Below are 22106 nucleotides of genomic sequence, written 5' to 3'. Positions count from 1 at the left end.
ACCACTGCTTGCACCGCCATGCCCACATCGTTCCTTGAGCGCCTGGCGCGCCTGGACACCACCACGGTCTCCGATGCGCTCGACTTCCTCGCCCTGCCTGGCGCCACCGTGGGTCTGCGCCCGCTCTGGTCCTGCTCCCGCATCGTCGGGCGCGCCAGCACCGTGCAACTCGGGCCCAAGACGGGCAGCGCCCCCACGGTGCACCTGATCTCGCCGGTGATCGCCGCCATCGACACCGATGACCGCATCCTGGTGATCGCGGGTGGCATGGATGGCATTTCATGCTGGGGCGACATCCTGGCCAATGCGGCCAAGGTCAAGGGGGTTCGTGGCACCGTCATCGACGGCTTCAGCCGGGACATCGAGGCCAACGAAGAGATCGGCTACCCGGTCTATGGCCGAGGCGCAACCATGGTCAGCGCGCGCAACCGCGTGGTCCAGCTCGACGCCGGCCAGCCCATCCAGGTGGCGGGTGTGACGGTATCGGAAGGTGATTTCGTGATCGCCGACCGCTGCGGCACGGTCTTCGTGCCGGCGCAGCGGATCGCCGAGGTTCTGGATCTGGCCGAGCGCATTGCCCGGCGTCAGGACGGCATGGTGCAGGCCGTGCGCTCCGGCCGCTCGGTGGAGGCCGTGATGCACGACAAGGAATTCGAAGCCATCAAGGCGGGAGCACAGGCATGAACGCGCAGGACAAGGAACTGGTCGCCCTCTTCGAGGGTCTGGACACCCCAGGCGTTTCGGACGCCATGGACAAGCTAGGAATCCCCGGCCAATGTCTGGGCATTGCGCCGTTGGACAACTACGCCGGCACGGTCGTGGGCCCGGCATTCACCGTCCAATATGTCAGCTGCGGCCAGCCGGCTGGCACCGTCGGCGACTTCATCGACGACGTGGCGCCCGGTGACGTGGTCGTCATCGACAACGGCGGCCGCACGGACTGCACGGTCTGGGGCGACATCATGACCCAGTACGCCGGCCTGCGCGGCATCGCGGGCACGGTCATCGACGGCGTGTGCCGCGACGTGGGCAAGGCCCTGGGCGACGGCTATCGCCTCTACACGCGCGGACGCTTCATGCGCACGGGCAAGGACCGCGTCGAGGTGGTGGCTGTCAACGGGCCGGTGTCCATCGGCACGGCACGGGTCGTGGCGCGGGACATCGTGGTGGCCGATGCCAACGGCGTGGTGGTGGTCCCGCGCGGGCGTGCCCGCGAAGTCGCAGAGACCGCACACCGGATCGAAGCGGCGGAGTCGCGCATTCGTGCCCTCATCGCCTCAGGCATGACGCTCGGACAAGCCCGTGCCCAGCAGGGCTACCACCAACTGCAAACAAGGTCCGCATGAGCCCGTCGAACCTCCATGAGCAAGCCCTGAAGCTGGGCACCTCCACCCTGTACGAGGCCTCGTGCCTGCCCTGTTCGGTGGACCCCGCGATTCGTCCCGTCTGGGCCGGCGCGGCGGTGGCTGGCCCGGCCTACCCGGTGCATTGCGCCCCAGGTGACAACCTGGCCATCCACCTGGCGGTGGAGCGCGCCCCGCGTGGCAGCGTGCTGGTGGTCACGGCCGAAAACTTCGTGGCCGGCTATTGGGGCGAAGTGCTGACGGTGGCGGCCGAGGCCGCCGGCATCACCGGCCTGGTGATCGACGGAGGCGTGCGCGATGTGGCTGCCTTGGCCCGCTGGGGCTTTCCGGTGTTTGCCCGCGGCATCTCGGTTCGCGGCACGATCAAGGCCAGTGTGCCCTCGGTCGGTCAATCCATCCAGATCACTGGCGTTCCGGTGAGCGTGGGCGACCTGGTGGTGGCGGACGACGACGGCGTGGTGGTGGTGCCCATGGCCGATGTCGCTCGCGTCATGTCTGCCGCGCAGATCCGCGCAGACAAGGAAGCCGAGTTTATGCGCCGCTTGACAGAAGGCACCCGTACCGTCGATTTGCTGGGGCTGGCCGCGTGGCGGGAGCAGGCATGAGCGCCGTTTCGCCTCTCCTCCCGCTGAATCAGCACCTGGCCGCCGCCCAGCCTTCAGCCACCTACCGCATGATCGACCGCGTGGCCGAGCGAAAGGCAGCGGGCGCCAGAATCATCTCGCTGAGCGCCGGCGAGCCTGACTTCGACACCCCGGTGCATGTCCAGGAGGCGGCCATTGCGGCCATCCGTGCGGGTCATACCCGGTACACGCAGGTGGCAGGCATGCGTCCGCTGCGCGAGGCGGTTGCACGCAAGTTCCAGGAGGAAAACGGCATGCCGACCCGCTGGCAGGCGACCATCGTCTGCAGCGGTGGCAAGCAGGTCATCTACAACGCCTTGGCGGCCACACTGAATGCCGGGGATGAAGTGATCATCCCCGCGCCCTATTGGGTCAGCTACCCCGAGATGGTCCAGCTCTGCGGGGCTCGGGCGGTGACCGTGCCTTGCCCGGAGGCGACTGGCTTCAAGCTCACGCCCGAGGCGCTGTCGGCGGCGATCACTCCTCGCACGCGGTGGTTGATCCTCAACTCGCCGTCGAACCCGACTGGCGCGGTGTATTCGGCAGCGGAGTTGCTGGCGCTGGCCGAGGTGCTCCTGGCGCATCCAGAGGTCTTGGTGCTGTCGGATGACATTTACGAGCACCTGGTGTTCACCGGCGCGACCTTCGCCACGATGGCTCAGGTGGAGCCGCGCTTGGCGGGGCGCACCCTGACGATGAATGGCGTCTCGAAGGCGTACGCGATGACGGGGTGGCGCATCGGCTTCGCCACCGGACCGCAGTGGTTGCTGGAGGCCATGGAGAAACTGCAGGGTCAGCAGACCTCAGGCGCTTGCAGCATTTCGCAGCATGCGGCCCTGGCTGCCCTCGCGGGACCGCAGGATTTCGTTCGAAACACCCGCGAGGTCTTCGAGCGGCGGCGCGATGCGGTGGTGCAGGGCTTGAACCGTGCCTTCGGCTTGCGTTGTGCCCGCGCGGCCGGGGCGTTCTATGCCTTCGCCTCCTGCGAAGGTCTGATCGGCCGAACCAGCGCGGGCGGCCGGCTGCTGGCCACGGACGAGGATGTGGCATTGGCGCTGCTCGATGAAGCCCAGGTGGCCGTGATGCAAGGCAGCGCCTTTGGTCTGGGCCCATATCTCCGCATTGCCTATGCCTTGGACGATGCGTCCCTGGCCCAGGCCTGCAACGCGATACGACACTTTTGCGAGTCCACGACAACATGAGCACGACCATCGCCCAAGTCTCGCCAGGCACGGCCGGGTTCGACCACGCCCGCGTCCCCCTGGTCGTCCAGGGCGTGGCGCTGGATGTGGCCACCATCCATCGCACTGGGCCCTTGTCGCCCGTGGTCTTCCTGCACGGGTTTGGCTCAACCAAGGAAGACTACGCGGACATCGTCCGTCACGCCGAGTTCAGCGGACGTGCTTTTCTGGCCTGGGATGCGCCTGGCTGCGGAGAGACCCATTGTGGTGACCTGGGACGGGTCTCCATCCCGTTTCTCGTCGACACGGCGCGAGCCCTGTTGGCTCATTTCGGAGTGACCGAGTTCCACCTGGTCGGCCATTCCATGGGAGGCCTGACGGCCTTGTTGCTGGCCCACGCCATGCCTGAACGGGTGCTGAGCTTCGTCGACATCGAAGGCAACGTCGCACCCGAAGACTGCTTTCTGAGCCGGCAGATCATTGACTACCCTGCCGATGATCCGCAGCACTTCTTTGACGAATTCATCCTGCGCACCCACGGCTCTCCGGCGTATGCAAGTGCCTTGTACGCCGCCAGCCTGCGCCACAAGGTACGTACGGGCGCAGTAGCCGGGATTTTTCGCTCGATGGTTGAGCTGTCGGATCACGGCGATCTGATGGACAAGTTCCTGAGCCTTCCTATGCCGAGGATGTTCATGCATGGCGAACAGAACGCAACGTTGAGCTATCTGCCTCGCCTACGTGAGGCTCGGGTCCGGGTCGAGGAGGTGCCGTCTTGTGGTCACTTTCCGATGTACTCCAACCCGCTTCACATGTGGAGCGCCATTGCCAAACATGTCGCCAGCTGACCGCTATTCATTGAGGCCCGACGCTGAGCCGAACAACGGGCTTCACCTTGGCAATGCGAGGCGGTCTGCGCAGAACCCTCTTTTTCACGCGCTGGCTGAAGTCTCGTCCTCGGCATGCCGCTCCGGCTCGGTGGTGCGCAGGATCTCGTCGAGCACCGAGGTGGCGTAGTTGCCGGCCGGCAGCGAGAAGGTCAGCACCAGCTGGTCGGCCTGCGGCCATTCCCAGGCCATGTCGGTCGGCAGCGCCACCAGGGCGCGGCGCTCCTGGTCCAGCCCGGCGAATTCCATGCCGCTGCACAGCGTGGCGTGACGCTCGGCCACGCCGTTCTCCAGCGCCTGCGCCTCGTCCGTGGTGCTCACGCGGCCGCGGCCCCACAGCGGTCCGGTGGGGCGGCCGGCTTCGTCCATCACGTCGCCGGGCAGCGTCCGACCCCACAGGCCCTGCGCGATGCGCTGCGCCAGCACCTCGTTGAAGACGAAGGAGCGCACCGCCGACAGGTAGAGGCCCTTCTTCTTCGGGTTGCGCACGCGGATCTCGCGCGCCAGCATCGCCCGGCCCTGCTCGACGTTGCCGCCGTCGAAGCCGAAGCGCTGCGCGCCGAAGTAGTTGGGCACGCCCTGCGCGGCCACCGCCTTCAGGTTGGCCTCGATGGCGTCGCGCTCGCCCGCCACGTCGCGCAGCACGATGCGGAAGCGGTTGCCCAGCAGGTCGCCGGGGCGCAGCTTCTTCACATGGCGGCTCTGGCCCAGCACCTTGAATTCGGGGTGCTCGAGCGTCGTCAGCTCGGGCGTCTCGCCGGCCTTGCCGGTCGGCAGGTAGATGCTGAACCACTGGCGGGTGAGGGCGTGGCGGTCCTTCAGGCCGGCGTAGCCCACGTCGCGTTCGGTCACGCCGGCTGCCGCGGCCAGCTGCTGCGCGACGAAGGCGGTGTTGGCGCCGTTCTTCTCCACATCCAGCCAGAGGTGCTCGCCCGCGCCGGAGGGCAGCTGCAGCGGCAGCTCGGTGACGATGAAGTCCTCGTTGCGGCTTTTCAGCGTGGCGCTGGCGCCGCTGGCCGGATAGGCGTGGGGCCACAGGGGCAGGGTCGTGTAGGGGGCTTGGGTCATGAGGAATCCGGTGGCGCCGGCGGGAGACGCGGGCGGGGCGTGATTCTGCCTGTCGGCCTGCGCAGGCCTCAGGCCCTGGCAGGGGGCGACTCGTAGAGCTCGAGCGGCAGCCCGTCCGGATCGGCGAAGAAGGTGAAGCGCTGGCCGGTGTGCTCATCGACGCGCACCGGCTCGACCGCGACCCCTTGCGACTCCAGCCAGGCCTTGGCCTGCGCCACGTCGTCGACGGCAAACGCCAGGTGCCGCAGGCCCTGCGCCTCCGGGCGCGAGGGGCGCGGCGGCGGCGACGGGAACGAGAACAGCTCGAGCTGCCCGCCGTCCGGCAGCGCCAGATCGAGCTTGTGCGACTGACGCTGCGCGCGGTAGTGCTCTGCCACGACGCGCAGGCCGAGCAGGTTCACATAGAACGCCTTCGATCGCTCGTAGTCCGAGCAGATGATGGCGACGTGGTGGATGCGGCGCAGGTCGAGCATGGTGGAGGCGGGAAGCATCAGAAGGCGGGAGTGTGCCGGGAACCCGGGCTCAGCGCACGTTCAGGGCCGCCAGCAGTTCCTGCGCCACGAGATGCGAGGACTGCGGGTTCTGTCCCGTGATCAGCTGGCCGTCACGGAGGGCGAAGGGCTGCCAGTTCGCCGCGCCCACGAAGTGCCCGCCCAGTGCGCGCAGCCGCGTTTCCAGCATGAAGGGCACCATCTTCTCCAGGCCCACCGCCACCTCCTCGGCGTCGGTGAACGAGTTGACGCGCAGATCCTTCACGATGGATTGCCCATCGGGACGCTTGGCCGTGACGAGGCCGGCCGCCCCGTGGCACACCGAGGCGATCAGCTTCCTGGCCGCGAAGGCGCGCTCGACAGCACGGGTCACGCCCGCATCGACCGGCAGGTCCCACATCGTGCCGTGGCCGCCGGGGAAGAACACCGCATCGAACTCGGCGCCGTCGAAGTCCGACGCCTTGGGCGTCTTGGCGATCCGCGCCTGCAGCGCGGCATCGGCCAGGAAGCGCTCGACCACAGGGTCGTTCTGGCCGACCGGCTTGACGCTGCCGGGATCGATGGGGGCCGGGCCGCCGGCCGGCGACGCCAGCGTCACCTCGACGCCGGCGTCGGCCAGCGCGTAGTACGGCACCGCCAGCTCCTCGGCCCACAGGCCGGTGGGCTGGCCGGTGTCGCCCATGCGGGCGTTGGAGGTGACGATCATCAGGATGCGGGCGGTCATGGGAAGTCCTCTCGGAAGGGCCGCGCCGACGTGGCGCGATGAAGAGGACTCTATTGATTCGATGGCAAGCCATAAACTGGAGTCATGGAACTATGTTCATTACTTGGATGAACAGATGGCGCGCACCTTCGACCCCGTCCAGCTCGGCAGCATCGAGCTCTTCTGCAAGGCAGCCGAACTCGGCAGCTTCACCGGCGCAGCCGAGGCGCTCGGCCTGACGCCGGCCTCGGTGAGCCGCTCGATCGGCCGGCTGGAGGCGCGGCTGGGCGTGCGCCTGTTCAACCGCACCACGCGCAGCGTGAAGCTCACCGCGGGCGGCGAGCTCTACCACGCGCAGTGCCAGCAGGCGCTGGAGCAGATCGCCGAGGCCGAGCGCGCGCTGACCGGCCAGCAGGCCGAGCCCAAGGGTCTGGTGCGCGTGAGCGTGGGCACGGTCTACGGCCACCACCGCGTGGTGCCGCTGCTGCCCGGCTTCATGGCCGCCTTTCCCGGCGTGGAGGTCGAGCTCAACGTCTCCAACCGCAACGTCGATTTCGTCGAGGACGGCTACGACCTGGCAATCCGCCTGGGCGAGCCGCGCGATTCGCGCCTGGTCTCGCGCAAGCTGGAGGAGGCCACGGTGGGTATCTTCGGCGCACCGGCCTATCTGCGCCGCCGCGGCGAGCCCGGGACCTTGGACGAGTTGCGCCAGCACGACCTGATCCAGTTCGTGCTGCCCAGCACGGGCCGGCCGATGCCGTGGATCCTGCGCACGCCTGAGGGCGAGGACCTCGACTTCGGCTTCAGGAGCCGCCAGCGCGTGCATGAGGACGTGCTGGCCGGCGTGGGCTGGGCTGTGGCTGGCGGCGGACTGTTTCAGATCTACCACTTCGTCGCGCACGCGGCGGTGCAGGCCGGCCAGCTGGTTGAGGTGATGGCCGGCCACGGCGGCCGGTCCCGGCCCTTCCATGTGCTCTATCCGCAGAACCGGCATCTGTCGGCGAGGGTGCGGGCGTTCGTGGATTACCTGGCGGAGGCCGTGGGGCCGTCGAAGCCGCAGCCTGCGTGTCGGGCTGGCATGGATTGACCCGCCAGAAACGACGAAGCCCCAGCAAGTGGGGCTTCCGTGCGTCCTTGCGGTGCAAGGGAAAATCTGGTCGGGGTGAGAGGATTCGAACCTCCGGCCTCTACGTCCCGAACGTAGCGCTCTACCAGGCTAAGCTACACCCCGAAATCTGGCGTCTGGCTGACATGCGAATCTGAAGAAGCTGGTCGGGGTGAGAGGATTCGAACCTCCGGCCTCTACGTCCCGAACGTAGCGCTCTACCAGGCTAAGCTACACCCCGTGTGCTCTTCAGTCGAGAACTTGTCTGATTGCTCAGGAAGTTCTGTCAACCGCCAAGACTGTCAATCTTAGCAGCGCATCCTTGAATTGGGAAGAGGGCAGCGCAGAAATATGTTCGCGAGCGCGTTCTGCCTCGGCGCGGGCGGCTTCGCGGGTGATGTCCAGCGCGCCGGTGCGGCGCACGATGGCGACGATCTCGTCCAGGCGCTCGACCTCGCCGTGCTGGATCGCATGGCGGATCAGCTCGCGCTCGTCGGGCGTGCCTCGGCTCATCGCCGCCAGCAGCGGCAGCGTGGGCTTGCCTTCACGCAGGTCGTCGCCGACGTTCTTGCCCAGCGCGGCGGTGGTGCCCTCGTAGTCGAGCAGGTCGTCGACGATCTGGAAGGCGGTGCCCAGCGCCTGGCCGTAGGACGCGCAGGCTTCCTCGAGCGCGCTGTCGCTGCCGGCCAGCACCGCGCCGATGCGCGCGCTGGCCTCGAAGAGCTTCGCGGTCTTGTAGCGGATGACACGCAGGTAGTCCTCGACCGAGATGTCGGGGTCGTGCATGTTCAGCAGCTGCAGCACCTCGCCCTCGGCGATGACGTTGGTCGCGTCGGCCAGCACCTCGAGCACCCGCATGCTGTCGACCGACACCATCATCTGGAAGGCGCGCGAATACAGGAAGTCGCCCACCAGCACGCTGGCGGCGTTGCCGAACAGCGCGTTGGCGGTCTGGCGGCCGCGGCGCAGCGAGGACTCGTCGACGACGTCGTCATGCAGCAGCGTGGCGGTGTGGATGAACTCGACGGTGGCGGCCAGCTCGAAGCGGGCCGGCTGCTCGAAGCCGAGCGCGCGCGAGAACAGCAGCACCAGCATCGGGCGCAGCCGCTTGCCGCCCGCGCTGACGATGTAGTGCGAGATCTGGTTGATCAGCACCACCTCGGAGGCGAGCCGGCGGTGGATCACGGCGTCAACCTGCGCCATCTCGCCGGCCATCAGTTCGGTGATGGCGGCCTGGTTGTTCGAGGAATCGGTGGCGAGGCTCACGAGGGAGGACTTCTCAGGTCGGGAGGGCACAATCCGTGGATTATAGGAAGCCTGCAGACCCCGCCGGCCCGCGACGGTATCGCCGGACAATCCTGCGCCCGGCCCGCGTCGGTCCGATCCGACATCGTTGCCGAGCACGGGCAAGAGCCGTGCTACAATCTTCGGCTTCGCGCGGAACGGGTCTGGTGCTTCACACGACGCAGACAGGTCACGACGCGCGATCAAAAAGTTCTTTTCCCCACGAAAGGGTTGACATGTACGCGGTCATAAAAACCGGTGGCAAGCAATACAAGGTTGCAGCCGGCGAAAAAATCAAGGTAGAACAGATCACTGCGGACGTCGGCCAGGAGATCGTGATCGACCAGGTGCTCGCCGTCGGCAACGGCGCTGAGCTGAAGGTCGGTGCTCCCCTGGTGGACGGTGCGTCGGTGCAGGCCACCGTCGTCTCGCACGGTCGTCACGACAAGGTCCGCATCTTCAAGATGCGTCGCCGCAAGCACTACCAGAAGCGCCAGGGCCATCGCCAGAACTACACCGAGCTGCTCATCAGCGCGGTCGTGGCCTGATCCCGGTCTTTCCTCAGATCTCCAAGGAGCTGAAACATGGCACAGAAAAAAGGCGGCGGTTCCACGCGGAACGGCCGTGATTCCCAGCCGAAGATGCTCGGCGTCAAGGCCTACGGCGGCCAGGTCGTGAGCGCCGGTTCGATCATCGTGCGTCAGCGCGGCACTCGTTTCCACGCCGGTCCGGGCGTCGGCATGGGCCGTGACCACACGCTGTTCGCGCTGGTCGATGGCACGATCTCGTTCGCCGTCAAGGGCGCCGAGAACCGCAAGACCGTCGTCGTCACGCCGGTCTGAGCGAACGGACACACCTGTCCCTTCGCTTCATGCGCATGAAGCCCCGGCCTGCCGGGGCTTTTTGCATTGCAAATATCTCTCGTCCGGAGAACACGCATGAAATTTGTCGATGAGGTCACGATCGACGTGGCCGCCGGAAACGGTGGTGCCGGCTGCGCGAGCTTCCGGCGCGAGAAGTTCATTCCCTTTGGCGGCCCCGATGGCGGCAACGGCGGCCGCGGCGGCCACGTCTACGCGCTGGGCGACCGCAACCTGAACACGCTGGTCGATTTCCGCTACACCCGCCGCCACGACGCGCGCAACGGCGAATCGGGCCGCGGCTCCGACCAGTTCGGCGCCGCCGGCGAGGACGTGGTGCTGCGCATGCCGGTGGGCACGATCATCCGCGACGCCGAGACCGAGGAAATCATCGCCGAGCTGCTCGAGCACGGCGAGAAGATCATCCTGGCCAAGGGCGGCGACGGCGGCTTCGGCAACCTGCACTTCAAGTCCAGCACCAACCGCGCGCCGCGCCAGAAGACCCCCGGCTGGCCCGGCGAGATCAAGGCGCTCAAGCTGGAGCTGCGCGTGCTGGCCGACGTCGGCCTGCTGGGCATGCCCAACGCCGGCAAGTCGACGCTGATCACCGCGATCTCTAACGCGCGGCCGAAGATCGCCGACTATCCCTTCACCACGCTGCACCCGAACCTGGGCGTGGTGCGCGTCGGCCCGAGCCAGAGCTTCGTCGTCGCCGACGTGCCGGGTCTGATCGAGGGCGCGTCCGAGGGCGCGGGCCTGGGCCACCTGTTCCTGCGCCACCTGCAGCGCACCCGCGTGCTGCTGCACCTGGTCGATGCAGTGCCCTTCGACGAGGCGGTCGATCCGGTCGCCGAGGTGCGCGCGATCGCCAAGGAACTGAAGAAGTACGACAAGGCGCTGTACGAAAAGCCGCGCTGGCTGGTGCTCAACAAGCTCGACATGCTGCCCGACCCGGTCGAGCGCAAGGCTCGCGTGAAGGACATCGTGCGCCGGCTGCGCTGGAAGGGCCCGGTGTTCGAGCTGTCCGCGCTGACGCGCGAGGGCTGCGATCCGCTGGTGCATGCGCTCTACGACCATGTCTCGAAGCTGAACGCGCCGCCGATCGAGGCCCCGGACGTGCGCTTCATCGAGGAGACGGCCGAGCCGGCGCCGGTCGAGGCCGCGGCGCCCGCTCCGCGCCGCCGTGCCAAGGCCGCGCCGAAGCCCGCTGCGCCGAAGGATGACGACGAGGTCACGTTCGTGCCCGACTCCGACGATCCCCGCTTCCGCTGATCCTGTCTCCACCTTTTCGTCCGCGGTCGCCGCGGCCCGCTGCCATGAGTGATGTCCTGAAGAACGCCCGCCGCATCGTCGTCAAGGTCGGCTCCAGCCTGGTCACCAACGAGGGGCGCGGGCTCGACGCCGCCGCGATCCACGCCTGGTGCGTGCAGCTGGCGGCGCTGGTGCGCCAGGGCCGCGAGGTGGTGATGGTGTCCTCGGGCGCGATCGCCGAGGGCATGAAGCGCCTGGGCTGGGCGACCCGGCCCAAGGAGATCAACGAGCTGCAGGCCGCGGCCGCCGTCGGCCAGATGGGCCTGGCGCAGATCTACGAGACCTCCCTGCGCGAGCAGGGCCTGGGCAGCGCGCAGGTGCTGCTGACCCACGCCGACCTGGCCGACCGCGAGCGCTACCTCAACGCCCGCTCGACGCTGCTGACGCTGCTGGAGCTGGGCGTGGTGCCGGTCATCAACGAGAACGACACGGTGGTCACCGACGAGATCAAGGTCGGCGACAACGACACGCTGGGCGCCCTGGTGGCCAACCTGATCGAGGCCGACGCGCTGGTCATCCTGACCGACCAGAAGGGCCTGTACTCGGCCGATCCGCGCAAGGACCCGGACGCGAAGTTCATCCATGAGGCGGTCGCCGGTACGCCGGAGCTCGAGCAGATGGCGGGCGGCGCCGGCAGCTCGATCGGCAAGGGCGGCATGATCACCAAGATCCTGGCCGCCAAGCGCGCGGCCGGCAGCGGCGCCAGCACCGTGATCGCCTGGGGCCGCGAGAAGGATGCGCTGCTGCGCCTGGTCGAGGGCGAATCGATCGGCACGCTGCTGGTGGCGGCGACGCAGAAGGTCGCCGCGCGCAAGCAGTGGATGGCCGATCACCTGCAGCTGCGCGGCGCGGTCGTCGTCGATGATGGTGCGGCGCTGAAGCTGCGTGACGAGGGCAAGAGCCTGCTGCCGATCGGCGTGATCGAGGTCAGCGGCGAGTTCGCGCGCGGCGATGTCATCGCGGTGCGCACCGCCGCCGGCGTCGAGATCGCGCGCGGTCTGGCCAACTACGCCGCCAGCGAGACCCGGCGCATCGCGCGCAAGCCCTCGTCGCAGATCGAGGGGCTGCTGGGCTATGCCAACGAGCCCGAGCTGATCCATCGCGACAACCTGGTGCGGCTCTGATTCGAGCGAGTTCCCTCCGCGCATCCCCCGGTTCCTGGGGGAGCATGAAATAAGTCGGTGAATTGCCTGACGGTCTTCGCGACCGACCCCGCGAATGGGGGTGGCATGTTCTGAGGGCTTGCCTAGACTGGAAAACCACGGCAGCAACCGCGTCTGCCGATCGCATGTCCAGGAGATTTCCCCCATGACCACTCGATTCCTGAAGCGCCTGCCGCTCGCCGTCGCTCTGCTGACTGCCCTGGCCGGCGCCGCCCAGGCCCAGTCCATTTCCCTGCTCGACCCGACCTTCAGCGCCCCGGATCTCGGCTATGCCAATGGCTCCTGGAGCATCGGCTCGGGCACGCCTGAGCTGGTCGGCGGCCTGCTGGATCTGGACGCGGGCGACTCGGTCTACCAGTCCTTCTCGGTGCTGAGCACTGCGGTCTACCAGATCAGCTTCACCGTGTCCGGTGAAGGCCGTTCGCGCCTGTTCCTGTCGAGCGATGTCGGCCTGAGCAACTTCACCTCGCCGGTGGCCACCAGCGGCACGGTGCTCAACGAGGTCACCGACTGGGGCTCGACCCCGGTGACCGCCAGCTACAACTTCAATGGCGTGGCCGGCACCTCCTACCACCTGTACTTCTCGGGCTTCGGCTCGGGCGTGACCCTCGACAACGTCGCGATCTCGGCGCCGGTGCCGGAGCCCGAGACCTACGCGATGATGCTGGCCGGTCTGGGCGCGCTGGGCTTCATGTCGCGCCGCCGCAAGGCCGCTGCGCGCCTGGGCTGAGTCACGCGCGTGTCTCCGCGGGCGATGTCCGCGGTGCACCTTGCAAAAACGGCACCCCTTGGGGTGCCTTTGTGCTTACTGCGGGCGCCGCCGCCGGGGCGGATCAGCCCAGAACTGGGGCCAGGGCGCGCCGCGCATCGGCCAGGTCGAGGCCGGCGCGCGCGGCATAGTCGGCGAGCTGGTCCTCGCCGATGCGGCCGACGTTGAAGTAGGTCGCGTCCGGGTGGGCGAGGTAGAAGCCGCTCACCGACGCGGCCGGCGTCATCGCCAGGCTCTCGGTCAGGCCCATGCCGATGGCCGGGGCGTCGAGCACCTCGAACATCGCGCGCTTGACGAGGTGGTCCGGGCAGGCCGGGTAGCCCGGCGCCGGGCGGATGCCGCGGTAGGCTTCGGCGATCAGCTGCTCGTTGGAGAGCTTCTCGTCGGGCGCGTAGCCCCACAGTTCGGTGCGCACCCGCTGGTGCAGCCGCTCGGCGAAGGCCTCGGCCAGACGGTCGGCCAGGGCCTTGAGCATGATGGCGCTGTAGTCGTCGTGCTGGGCGAGGAACTGCGCCTCCTTCTTCTCGACGTTCAGGCCGGCGGTGACGGCGAACAGGCCGATGTAGTCCGGCTTCGTGCCCTTCGGGGCGATGAAGTCGGCCAGCGAGCGGTTCGGGCGGGCCACGCCGTCAATCACCGGGCGCACCGTCTGCATGCGCAGCGGCTGCCAGCGCATCAGCACCTGGCTGCGCGACGCGTCGGCGTAGATCTCGATGGTGTCGTCGTCGACCGTGTTTGCCGGCCAGAAGCCCATGACGCCGCTGGCCTGCAGCCAGCGGCCGTCGATCAGACGCTGCAGCATCTGGCGGCCGTCGGCCAGCACGCGGGTGGCCTGCTCGCCCACCACCTCGTCGCGGAGGATGTCGGGGTACTTGCCCGCCAGATCCCAGGTCTGGAAGAAGGGCGCCCAGTCGATGCAGGCGGCCAGCTCGGCCAGATCCTGGTTGCGGAATTCGCGCCGGCCGAGGAACTTCGGCGCCGGCGGCGTGAAAGTCGCCCAGTCGATCGGCGTCTTGTTGGCGCGCGCCTCGGCCAGCGTGACCATCGGCGTGGCCTTCTTGCTGGCGTGCTGCTCGCGCACCCGGTCGTAGTCGGCCTTCAGCTCGGCGATGTACTGCGGGGCGCGCTCCTCGCTGAGCAGGTCCGAGCACACGCCCACCGCGCGGCTGGCGTCGGGCACGTAGACCACCGGACCGCTGAAGTTCGGGGCGATCTTCACCGCGGTGTGCACCCGCGAACAGGTCGCGCCGCCGATCAGCAGCGGCGTGGCGCGCTCGGCGAAGTAGGGGTCGCGCTGCATCTCGGCGGCGACGTGCTGCATCTCCTCCAGGCTGGGCGTGATCAGGCCGGAGAGGCCGATGATGTCCGCGCCTTCCTCCTTGGCCTTCTTCAGGATGTCCTGGCATGGGACCATCACGCCCATGTTGACCACCTCGAAGTTGTTGCACTGCAGCACGACCGTGACGATGTTCTTGCCGATGTCGTGCACGTCGCCCTTGACGGTGGCGATGACGATCTTGCCCTTGGGCTTGACGTCGCCGCCGGCGTCCTGCAGCGCCTTCTTCTCGGCCTCGATGTAGGGCAGCAGGTGGGCGACGGCCTGCTTCATCACGCGCGCCGACTTGACCACCTGCGGCAGGAACATCTTGCCGGCGCCGAACAGGTCGCCGACGATGTTCATGCCGGCCATCAGCGGGCCTTCGATGACGTGCAGCGGCCGCCCGCCGCGGGCCGAGATCGCCTGCCAGGCCTCCTCGGTGTCGGCGTCGATGAAGTCGGTGATGCCGTGCACCAGTGCGTGGGAGAGGCGCTGCTCGACCGGTGCGGGCTGCTCGGCCGTGCCGCGCCAGGCCAGCCGGGCCGACTCGTCCTTGCCGGCGCTCTTGGCGCGGTCGGCGATCTCGATCAGGCGCTCGCCGGCGTCCTTGCGGCGGTTGAGCACCACGTCTTCCACGCGCTCGCGCAGCTCGGGCTCCAGGTCGTCATAGACGCCCACCATGCCGGCGTTGACGATGCCCATGTCCATGCCCGCCTGGATGGCGTGGTACAGGAAGACGGTGTGGATGGCTTCGCGCACCGGCTCGTTGCCGCGGAAGCTGAACGAGACGTTGGACACGCCGCCCGAGACCTTGGCGCCGGGCAGGTTCTGCTTGATCCAGCGCGTGGCCTCGATGAAGTCCACCGCGTAGTTGTCGTGCTCCTCGATGCCGGTGGCGATGGCGAAGATGTTCGGGTCGAAGATGATGTCCTCGGGCGGGAAGCCGACCTCCTCGACCAGCACCTTGTAGGCGCGCGCGCAGATCTCGATCTTGCGCTGATAGGTGTCGGCCTGACCGGTCTCGTCGAAGGCCATGACGACGGCCGCGGCGCCGTAGCGGCGCACCAGCCGTGCCTGGCGCTTGAACTCGGCCTCGCCTTCCTTCAGCGAGATCGAGTTGACCACGCCCTTGCCCTGGATGCACTGCAGGCCGGCCTCGATCACCTCCCACTTCGACGAGTCGATCATTACCGGCACGCGCGCGATCTCCGGCTCGCCGGCGATCAGGTTGAGGAAGCGCACCATCGCGGCCTTGCTGTCGAGCATGGCCTCGTCCATGTTGATGTCGATGATCTGCGCGCCGTTCTCGACCTGCTGGCGCGCGACGGCCAGCGCCTTCTCGTACTCGCCGGCCAGGATCATCTTGGCGAAGACGCGGCTGCCGGTGACGTTGGTGCGCTCGCCGACGTTGACGAACAGGGTGCCGGGGCCGATCTCGACGGGCTCCAGGCCCGACAGGCGCATCGGCGGCGGGGTGAGGGTGGTGTTCATGTTCTTGTCGTCCTGCCGGCTTCAGGCGCCGATGAGGGAGGTGAACGGCGCGGCGTGGCGGCAGCGCGGCTGGTACTTGCCCACGCGCTCGGCGATCTCGCGGATGTGGTCTGGCGTGGTGCCGCAGCAGCCGCCGGCGATGTTGAGGAAGCCGGCTTGCGCGAACTCCTCGACCAGCCGTCCGGTGATGTCGGGCGTCTCGTCGAAGCCGGTGTCGCTCATCGGGTTGGGCAGGCCGGCGTTGGGGTAGCAGCTGATGAAGGTGTCGCCGGCGATCTTCGACAGCTCCTCGACATACGGGCGCATCAGCGTGGCGCCCAGCGCGCAGTTCAGGCCGATGGCGATCGGGCGGGCGTGGCGCACGCTGTTCCAGAACGCGCCCACCGTCTGGCCCGAGAGGATGCGGCCCGACGCGTCGGTGACGGTGCCGGAGATGATGACGGGCAAGCGCTCGCCGGTCTCCTCCATCAGTTCGTCCACCGCGAAAATCGCGGCCTTGGCGTTGAGCGTGTCGAAGATGGTCTCGATCAGGAACAGGTCGGCGCCGCCTTCGAGCAGGCCGCGCGCCTGCTCCTTGTAGGCCTCGCGCAGCTCCTCGAAGCTGGTGTTGCGCGCGCCGGGGTCGTTCACGTCCGGGCTGATCGAGGCGGTCTTCGGTGTCGGACCGATCGCGCCGGCGACGAAGCGCGGCTTGTCGGGCGTGCTGAACTCGTCGCAGCACTGGCGCGCCAGCCGCGCGGCGGCCACGTTCATCTCGTAGGACAGCGCGCCCAGATCGTAGTCGTCCTGCGCCACGCGGTTGGCGCCGAAGGTGTTGGTCTCGATCAGGTCGGCGCCGGCGGCCAGGTACTGGCGGTGGATCTCGCCGATCACGTCCGGACGGGTCAGCACCAGCAGGTCGTTGTTGCCCTTGAGGTCCTTCGGGTGGTCCTTCAGGCGCTCGCTGCGGAAGTCGGTCTCGGTCAGCTTGTAGCGCTGGATCATCGTGCCCATCGCGCCGTCGAGGATGACGATGCGCTGCTGGAGCAGCTCGGGCAGGCGAGCGGCGCGGGTGTAGGCGGGGGTCGGGGCGGTCATGGCGGCAGATTGTAGGGAATCGTGCCGTTGCGGCGGGGATGCAACAGTGCCGCAAGACAAGGGTGATTCAATGCGCGAAGGCGTGCTTTCGATGATCTCCGGAGAGAAAGAGGAACGGATGGACACGACACAGGACTTCGAGCCGGTGCAGGCCGGACAGCAGATGCTGGCGCTGATGGGCGCAGCAGCGCAGTGGTGGGCCTGGATGCCCTGGGCGGCCTGGCTGCCGCCGGCCGTCCAGGCGGCCACGGCCACGCCGGCGCCGCAGGCCGATCCGGCTCCGGTGGCAGCGGTTGCCGTCGAAGACGATCTGACCCGCATCGAGGGCATCGGCCCGCGCATCGCCACGCTGCTGAAGGAGGCCGGCATCAGCGGCTTTGCCGCGCTGGCCGCAGCCCGCCTGGATCAGCTGGAGGCGGTGCTGGCTGCGGCCGGGCCGCGCTTCCGGCTGGCCCAGCCGGCCAGCTGGCCGCAGCAGGCCGCGCTGCTGGCCGCCGGCGACGAGGCCGGCTTCGCCGCGCTGGCCGCCGAGCTCAAGGGCGGCGTGCGCCGCTGAGGCCCGGCCTGCCGGGGCCGGCCCGACGCTGTCAGTGCGTGAAGCCGATCGAGCGGCGCTCGCGCACCTGCGGCTTGACCCGGTGCTCGCTCTCGAGCTGGGCCAGGAACTCGTCGGGCTCGAAGGCCTCGCCGAGAATGTCGACCTGGCGGCGCACCGCGGCGAAGTCGCCGCAGGCGAGCTGGTCGAGCAACGCCAGGCGCTGGCGGTGCTCGTCGCTCAGCCGCCCGGCCGTGCCGCCGAGCGCCTCGGCGACGAACATGCGCTCGCGCTGCTCGGGGCGCAGCGGCAGGAAGCGGATCTTGAAGGTGAAGCGCCTGAGCGCCGCCTCGTCGAGGTCCTCGAACAGGTTGGTGGTGCAGATGAAGACGCCGCCGAAGCGCTCCATGCCCTGCAGCATCTCGTTGACCTCGGTCACCTCGTAGCTGCGCTCGGCGCGGCGGCGGGTGCGCAGGAAGCTGTCGGCCTCGTCGAGCAGCAGCACCGCCTGCTCGGTGGCGGCTTCAGTGAACATGCGCGCCATGTTCTGCTCGGTCTCGCCGACGAACTTGCTGACCAGGTCGCTGGCCTGGCGGATCATCAGCGGGCGGCCCAGGGCCTGCGCGATGTGCTCGGCCAGCGCGGTCTTGCCGGTGCCGGGCGCGCCGTGAAAGCACAGCGCGCCGTGGCCGCGCCGGCGCAGCGCCTCGACGATGCGCGGCACCTCGAAGCGGCTCTCGACATGCAGCAACTCCAGGTCGTAGGTCGTCACCGCGGGGCGGGCGGCCGGGCGACCGGCGTCCGCGTTGCCCAGCGCCAGGTCGGCGTGGGCGATCTGGCGCTCGATCAGGCGCTCGATCGCCGCGCTGTCGCGGCTGTCGGGTTCGCCGATCAGCCGGGCGAAGCGCACCGCGGTGCGGATCTGCGCCGGCGTCAGCGCCTTGCGCTGCGTCAGCCGCTCGATGAACTCGGCGCTGACCTCGGCCGCGCCCAGGGCCCGGCGCACCAGCGCCTCGCGCGCGCCCGGCGGCGGCGACTTCAGCTCCAGGTGGTACTGGAAGCGGCGCCGGAAGGCCGGGTCGATCTGCTCGATGCGGTTGGTGACCCAGATCACCGGCACCGGATTGCTCTCGAGAATCTGGTTGACCCAGGCCTTGCCGTTGACCGAGCCGGAGCTGCCGCTGTCGCCGCTGCTCTCGAGCCGGGCGATCAGCTGCGCCGCGTCCGAGGAGATCGGCGGAAAGACGTCCTCGACCTCGTCGAACAGCAGCGCCACCTCCGGACTGGCCTTCAGGAAGACCTGGCTGATCTGCAGCGAGCGGTAGCGGTCGCGGCCCGACAGCGAGTTGCCGTCGCGGTCGGCATGCTCGACCTCGTAGAGCTCGAGGCCGGCCTGCTGCGCCACGACGCGGGCCAGCTCGGTCTTGCCGGTGCCGGGCGGGCCGTACATCAGCACGTTGACGCCGCTTTCGCGCCGCGCGACCGCGTTCTTCAGCAGCGCGGTCAGCACCTCGACCTCGTCGGCGACGAAGTGGAAGTCGGCGGCCGTCAGCTCGCTCTTGACCGAGGGCCGGGTGAAGACCGCCATCAGGTCCTGCGGGTCGCGGTACTCGCGCATCAGCACCGGGGGCAGCTGGTCGGAGACCTTCATCAGGTCGGCCAGATCGGTGATGTTGTGCTCGGAGATCAGGTTCTCGATCATGCCGATGCGCTCCAGGCGACTGCCGGCGCGCAGCGCCTCGGCCACCTCGCGCTGGTCGACGCCGGCCACTTCGGCCAGCGTCGCGTAGGCCTCCTGGGCGCTGGCGACCTTGAACTCGACCAGCAGGCCGCGCAGGTCGCGCTGGTAGCGCGCCAGCGTGCCGTACAGGATCAGCGCGCGCTCGGCCGGATTGAGCTGCAGCAGGCCGGCGAGCAGCTCGACGTTCTTCTCGACCAGCGTGCCGTTCTGGCGCAGGTGCTGCGCCAGCCAGTCGCCGGTGGTGTTGAGAATGGCCATCAGGTCCTTGGGCGCGTCCTTGATGTACTCGTCGAGATAGAAATACAGCGTGCCTTCCTCGTAGGGGCCGCCCCACCAGCCGTGGCGCGCCAGAAAGGCCGCGTCGTCGAGCTGCGCGTGGCCCGACCAGGCCTCATGCTCGCGCACCCGACGGCCGAGGAATTCGCGCAGCCGCTGCAGCACGCTGACCGGCCAGACCAGATGCCGCGCGGTCAGCGACAGCAGGCTGTTCCAGTCACGTCGCCCGGCGAAGCGGCCCGCCTGGCGCAGCGTCAGCGTCAGCACAAAATGGGTGCAGAGCTGATCGAGCACCGGCGAGTCCAGCAGGCCCGGCGACAGCAGCACCGGCGCGCCGCCCTTGCGGCTGCGCGAGCGGCGGACCGGCTCGGGGCGGGACACTTCCTTGCGCATGCGGTCTCCTCGCAATCTCGGGAAATCTCGGGGGAGTCTCGGACAGGTGGCCCGCATCGATGACAGGCCTGCGGTCTGTCATCTTCGCGCCAACCGGGCGAGACATGCAAGGCCGGACCGCGCGCCCCGACGCGGTCCGGGGATGATGGGGCGACGGCGCGCGACCGGCCCGACGCCCGAGGCTCAGTGCAGCACCACGGGATGATGGGCCAGCGTGGTGTAGGCCGACAGGAAGTCGTCGATGTGCATCTCGTCGACCTCGTCGCCGATCAGCCGCTCGACGCCGGCCTGGAAGTGCTCGGCCAGCAGGCCGGCCAGATAGATCTCGCGCCGCGAGGTCTTGTCGACGATCTCGAAGCCGCCGTGCGGATGGCCGTCGCCCATGTGCTGCATCACCGCGAAGTTCTCGGAGTTGTAGAGCATGTGCATCGTGATCTCCTTGGGAAACGGTTGAGGAACGGTTGAGGAGCGATTGAGGATCGGTTGAAGGAGATCTGGGGCAGGCGAGGTCGGATTCAAGACGCGAGCAGCAGCAGCTCGAGCGCGTCGCCGTCGGCCTCGCTCAGGCGCAGCCGCTGCGGCCAGTGCGGCACCTGCGGCAGCGTCCAGACCTCGGCGCGGGTGTCGAAGGGGCCGTCAGGCTCGCGGCGCAGGTGCCAGCGGCCCGCCTCGTCGCGCTCGATCAGCGTGAAGACCCAGTGCTGCACCTCGCCGCCGGTGCTCGCCACCGGCATGACGATGCGCCCGCCCGGGCTCAGGCCGGGTGCATCGAGCCGTGCGGTCAGCTGCGCGATCCAGCTCAGCCGGTCCTGCATGCCCGCCTCGAGCGGCGCCTGTCCTTCGCGGCTGGAAAAGCTCACATGCGGGCTGGCGCCATCGCGCACGAAGCTGACCGCGCGCTCGCTGCGGCGCAGTCGCTGCTCGGTATGGCGCTCTGGGGCGACGCCCTGCGCATCGATCTGGCCGCTGCTGGTCTGCGCCAGGATCAGGCCGATGACCGGCACGCGCGCTTCCAGCCGCATGCGGTAGCGCTGGCCGTCGTTGTCCCAGTCGATCTGGCCGCGGCCGACCAGCGCGCCGCGGCTCATGCGGTAGTCGAGCCGGACCGAGGGCGGCACCACCGGTCCGGTCGCTGGCGGCGACAGGAGCGGCCGGGTCGCGACGGTCAGCAGCTCCGCCGGCGGGGTCTCGGCCCGGGCGGCGGCCGTCTGGGGCGGCGCCTCGGTCGGTGGGCTCGATCGTGCCGGTGCAGCGGGCGGGCGGGGCGCGGGCGTCGGGGCCGGTGCCTGAGCGGCAGGGGCTGCCGCCTGCACAGGGGCCGTCGATGCGGCCGAGACCTGCGGCGCCGGGCTCGGCACCAGCTCGACCGGACGGGCCGGGGCGGGCAGCGCGGCGGAGACTGAAGCCGCCGCCGCCGCCGGCTGCCAGTGGTCGATCAGCCACAGATGCAGCCCGGCGCTGAGCATCAGCAGCCCGCCCAGCGCCAGCCGGGCACGCACGGCGTGGCGGGCCGGCGGTGGCGGGGCGGACAGGGCAGGGCGATCGGGCAGCAAGCGGCGGACCTCCATGACGCGGCAGGCGTCGTTCACCCCAGTCTGCCACGTCTGCGATCATTGCGTCCATGAAGCTCGCGACCTACAAGGACGGCTCGCGCGACGGCCAGCTCGTCGTCGTCTCGTCCGACCTGACCACCGCCCACCATGCCAGCGCGATCGCCTCGCGGCTGCAGCAGGTGCTCGATGACTGGTCCTTCCTGTCACCGCAGCTGCACGATCTGGCGCGCACGCTCGACGAGGGCCGGGCCCGCCATGCCTTTCCCTTCGATCCGCGCATGTGCATGGCGCCGCTGCCGCGCGCCTGTCGGGCGGTGGAGGTGCAGCTCGGCGACGAGCCGGGCGGGGGCGACGCGCTGGCCTGGCAGCCGCTGCCGGGCGACGGCCTGCTGGGTGCCTGCGACGAGGTGACGCTGGCGGGCCCGGCGGCCACGCTGGCGGTGGCGCCGCGCTGGATCGTGCTGAGCGGCGAGCTGCCGGTCGGGGCCTCGCCGGAGCAGGCGCAGGACAGCGTGCGTCTGGTCGGTGCCGGCCTGCAGTGGCAGCAGCAGGACGCGGCCTGCCCGCGCCCGTGGCTGAGCCTGGCGCCGGTGCTGATGACGCCGGACGCGCTGCAGGCGGGCGAGCGTGGCGAGGGGCGCGGCCGGCTGGCGCTGAGCCTGGTGCCCGAGGGCCTGCCGACGCCGAGCGCGCCGGCGCAGCCCTCGCCGCCGATCGGTCCGCTGCTGGCGCGGCTGGCCCGGGCGCGGGGCCTGCGGGCCGGCACGCTGCTGGCGCTGGGCCCGGCGGCGCAGCCGCTGGGCGAGGCCGAGCGGGTCGTGCTGGCGGCGCTGGCGCCGCGCGGCCAGATCCCGCTCGGTACCCTGGAGGTCGGCCTGCGCCGGCTGCGGCGCGACTGAGGGCGAGGAGGGCG

22 protein-coding genes and 2 tRNA genes are annotated in these 22106 nt (G+C 69.2%); 13 read left to right on the top strand and 11 right to left on the bottom strand.

Features of this window, described 5'->3' with window-relative positions:
* Positions 1-18 precede the first annotated feature (18 nt).
* Genes BW996_RS06740 through BW996_RS06720 form a run of 5 tightly spaced genes read left to right on the top strand, consistent with a single transcriptional unit; the run spans position 19 to position 4016 of the window.
* A complete protein-coding gene (locus BW996_RS06740; protein ID WP_037478740.1) occupies positions 19-684 on the top strand; it encodes an RraA family protein in 666 nt (221 codons plus the stop codon).
* Positions 681-1346 carry an RraA family protein gene (locus BW996_RS06735; RefSeq protein WP_037478743.1) on the top strand — a complete coding sequence of 222 codons (666 nt, stop codon included), beginning with the start codon at positions 681-683 and terminating at the stop codon, positions 1344-1346. Before BW996_RS06740 ends, BW996_RS06735 begins: the two co-directional genes overlap by 4 nt.
* Positions 1343-1969 (top strand): RraA family protein, encoded by a 627-nt coding sequence (locus BW996_RS06730; protein ID WP_037478745.1) that lies wholly within the window; start codon positions 1343-1345, stop codon positions 1967-1969. The genes BW996_RS06735 and BW996_RS06730 overlap by 4 nt, the downstream gene beginning before the upstream one ends.
* A complete protein-coding gene (locus BW996_RS06725) occupies positions 1966-3189 on the top strand; it encodes a pyridoxal phosphate-dependent aminotransferase (protein WP_037478747.1) in 1224 nt (407 codons plus the stop codon). The genes BW996_RS06730 and BW996_RS06725 overlap by 4 nt, the downstream gene beginning before the upstream one ends.
* Complete coding sequence (locus tag BW996_RS06720) at positions 3186-4016, top strand: alpha/beta fold hydrolase (protein ID WP_051631598.1); 831 nt, start codon at positions 3186-3188, stop codon at positions 4014-4016. The genes BW996_RS06725 and BW996_RS06720 overlap by 4 nt, the downstream gene beginning before the upstream one ends.
* 84 nt (positions 4017-4100) lie before the next feature.
* Here the strand turns inward: BW996_RS06720 and truD are convergent, their stop codons facing one another.
* The 3 genes from truD to BW996_RS06705 form a co-directional block, all read right to left on the bottom strand.
* A complete protein-coding gene (gene truD, locus BW996_RS06715) occupies positions 4101-5123 on the bottom strand; it encodes a tRNA pseudouridine(13) synthase TruD (protein WP_051631599.1) in 1023 nt (340 codons plus the stop codon).
* A gap of 68 nt (positions 5124-5191) precedes the next feature.
* A complete protein-coding gene (gene gloA2 / locus BW996_RS06710; protein ID WP_241461834.1) occupies positions 5192-5614 on the bottom strand; it encodes an SMU1112c/YaeR family gloxylase I-like metalloprotein in 423 nt (140 codons plus the stop codon).
* 31 nt (positions 5615-5645) lie between these two features.
* Positions 5646-6338 carry a type 1 glutamine amidotransferase domain-containing protein gene (locus BW996_RS06705; RefSeq protein ID WP_037478749.1) on the bottom strand — a complete coding sequence of 231 codons (693 nt, stop codon included), beginning with the start codon at positions 6336-6338 and terminating at the stop codon, positions 5646-5648.
* A gap of 115 nt (positions 6339-6453) precedes the next feature.
* On the opposite strand from BW996_RS06705, the gene BW996_RS06700 reads away from it, so the two are divergent.
* A complete protein-coding gene (locus BW996_RS06700; RefSeq protein ID WP_081837966.1) occupies positions 6454-7404 on the top strand; it encodes a LysR family transcriptional regulator in 951 nt (316 codons plus the stop codon).
* A gap of 67 nt (positions 7405-7471) precedes the next feature.
* Here BW996_RS06700 and BW996_RS06695 read toward each other — a convergent pair.
* From BW996_RS06695 to ispB, 3 genes are all read right to left on the bottom strand, one after another.
* Positions 7472-7548, bottom strand: a tRNA-Pro gene (locus BW996_RS06695).
* Positions 7549-7586: 38 nt separating this feature from the next.
* Positions 7587-7663 (bottom strand) — tRNA-Pro (locus BW996_RS06690).
* 32 nt (positions 7664-7695) lie between these two features.
* Positions 7696-8688, bottom strand: coding sequence for an octaprenyl diphosphate synthase (gene ispB, locus BW996_RS06685; protein WP_076458787.1), 993 nt, complete (start codon positions 8686-8688; stop codon positions 7696-7698).
* 254 nt (positions 8689-8942) lie between these two features.
* Here ispB and rplU point away from each other — a divergent pair, with 254 nt between their 5' ends.
* The 5 genes from rplU to BW996_RS22075 all read left to right on the top strand — a co-directional run bounded on the left by rplU (position 8943) and on the right by BW996_RS22075 (position 12770).
* Positions 8943-9254: a 50S ribosomal protein L21 gene (gene rplU, locus BW996_RS06680; protein ID WP_037478751.1), complete on the top strand. Its 312-nt coding sequence runs from the start codon at positions 8943-8945 to the stop codon at positions 9252-9254.
* 36 nt (positions 9255-9290) lie between these two features.
* A complete protein-coding gene (rpmA, locus tag BW996_RS06675; RefSeq protein WP_037478753.1) occupies positions 9291-9548 on the top strand; it encodes a 50S ribosomal protein L27 in 258 nt (85 codons plus the stop codon).
* A 96-nt stretch (positions 9549-9644) separates the two neighbouring features.
* Positions 9645-10838 carry a GTPase ObgE gene (gene obgE / locus BW996_RS06670; protein ID WP_037478755.1) on the top strand — a complete coding sequence of 398 codons (1194 nt, stop codon included), beginning with the start codon at positions 9645-9647 and terminating at the stop codon, positions 10836-10838.
* A 44-nt stretch (positions 10839-10882) separates the two neighbouring features.
* Positions 10883-12001 carry a glutamate 5-kinase gene (proB, locus tag BW996_RS06665; protein ID WP_037478757.1) on the top strand — a complete coding sequence of 373 codons (1119 nt, stop codon included), beginning with the start codon at positions 10883-10885 and terminating at the stop codon, positions 11999-12001.
* A gap of 184 nt (positions 12002-12185) precedes the next feature.
* Positions 12186-12770, top strand: coding sequence for a PEP-CTERM sorting domain-containing protein (locus BW996_RS22075; RefSeq protein WP_037478760.1), 585 nt, complete (start codon positions 12186-12188; stop codon positions 12768-12770).
* Positions 12771-12873: 103 nt separating this feature from the next.
* On the opposite strand, the gene metH is transcribed toward BW996_RS22075, so the two are convergent.
* Both metH and BW996_RS06650 read right to left on the bottom strand, forming a co-directional pair.
* Positions 12874-15618: a methionine synthase gene (metH, locus tag BW996_RS06655; protein ID WP_037478762.1), complete on the bottom strand. Its 2745-nt coding sequence runs from the start codon at positions 15616-15618 to the stop codon at positions 12874-12876.
* A gap of 21 nt (positions 15619-15639) precedes the next feature.
* Entirely contained in the window at positions 15640-16695 is a 1056-nt protein-coding gene (locus BW996_RS06650) for a homocysteine S-methyltransferase family protein (RefSeq protein ID WP_037478765.1), read from the bottom strand.
* Between the two features lie 118 nt (positions 16696-16813).
* Here BW996_RS06650 and BW996_RS06645 point away from each other — a divergent pair, with 118 nt between their 5' ends.
* On the top strand, positions 16814-17251 hold the full coding sequence (locus tag BW996_RS06645; protein ID WP_051631601.1) for a helix-hairpin-helix domain-containing protein: 438 nt from the start codon (positions 16814-16816) through the stop codon (positions 17249-17251).
* Between the two features lie 31 nt (positions 17252-17282).
* On the opposite strand, the gene BW996_RS06640 is transcribed toward BW996_RS06645, so the two are convergent.
* From BW996_RS06640 to BW996_RS06630, 3 genes are all read right to left on the bottom strand, one after another.
* Entirely contained in the window at positions 17283-19640 is a 2358-nt protein-coding gene (locus BW996_RS06640; RefSeq protein WP_081837967.1) for an ATP-binding protein, read from the bottom strand.
* A gap of 183 nt (positions 19641-19823) precedes the next feature.
* Entirely contained in the window at positions 19824-20069 is a 246-nt protein-coding gene (locus BW996_RS06635; protein ID WP_037478767.1) for a BTH_I0359 family protein, read from the bottom strand.
* Between the two features lie 86 nt (positions 20070-20155).
* Positions 20156-21193 carry a DUF3108 domain-containing protein gene (locus tag BW996_RS06630; RefSeq protein WP_217694718.1) on the bottom strand — a complete coding sequence of 346 codons (1038 nt, stop codon included), beginning with the start codon at positions 21191-21193 and terminating at the stop codon, positions 20156-20158.
* Between the two features lie 68 nt (positions 21194-21261).
* Here BW996_RS06630 and BW996_RS06625 point away from each other — a divergent pair, with 68 nt between their 5' ends.
* Positions 21262-22092 (top strand): hypothetical protein, encoded by an 831-nt coding sequence (locus tag BW996_RS06625; RefSeq protein WP_051631602.1) that lies wholly within the window; start codon positions 21262-21264, stop codon positions 22090-22092.
* Positions 22093-22106: the final 14 nt, after the last annotated feature.

The organism is Sphaerotilus natans, from assembly GCF_900156335.1.
GTDB lineage: Bacteria > Pseudomonadota > Gammaproteobacteria > Burkholderiales > Burkholderiaceae_C > Sphaerotilus > Sphaerotilus natans.
The sequence above is the reverse complement of the archived record's forward strand: the minus strand, read 5'-3'. Positions and strand labels throughout refer to the sequence as shown.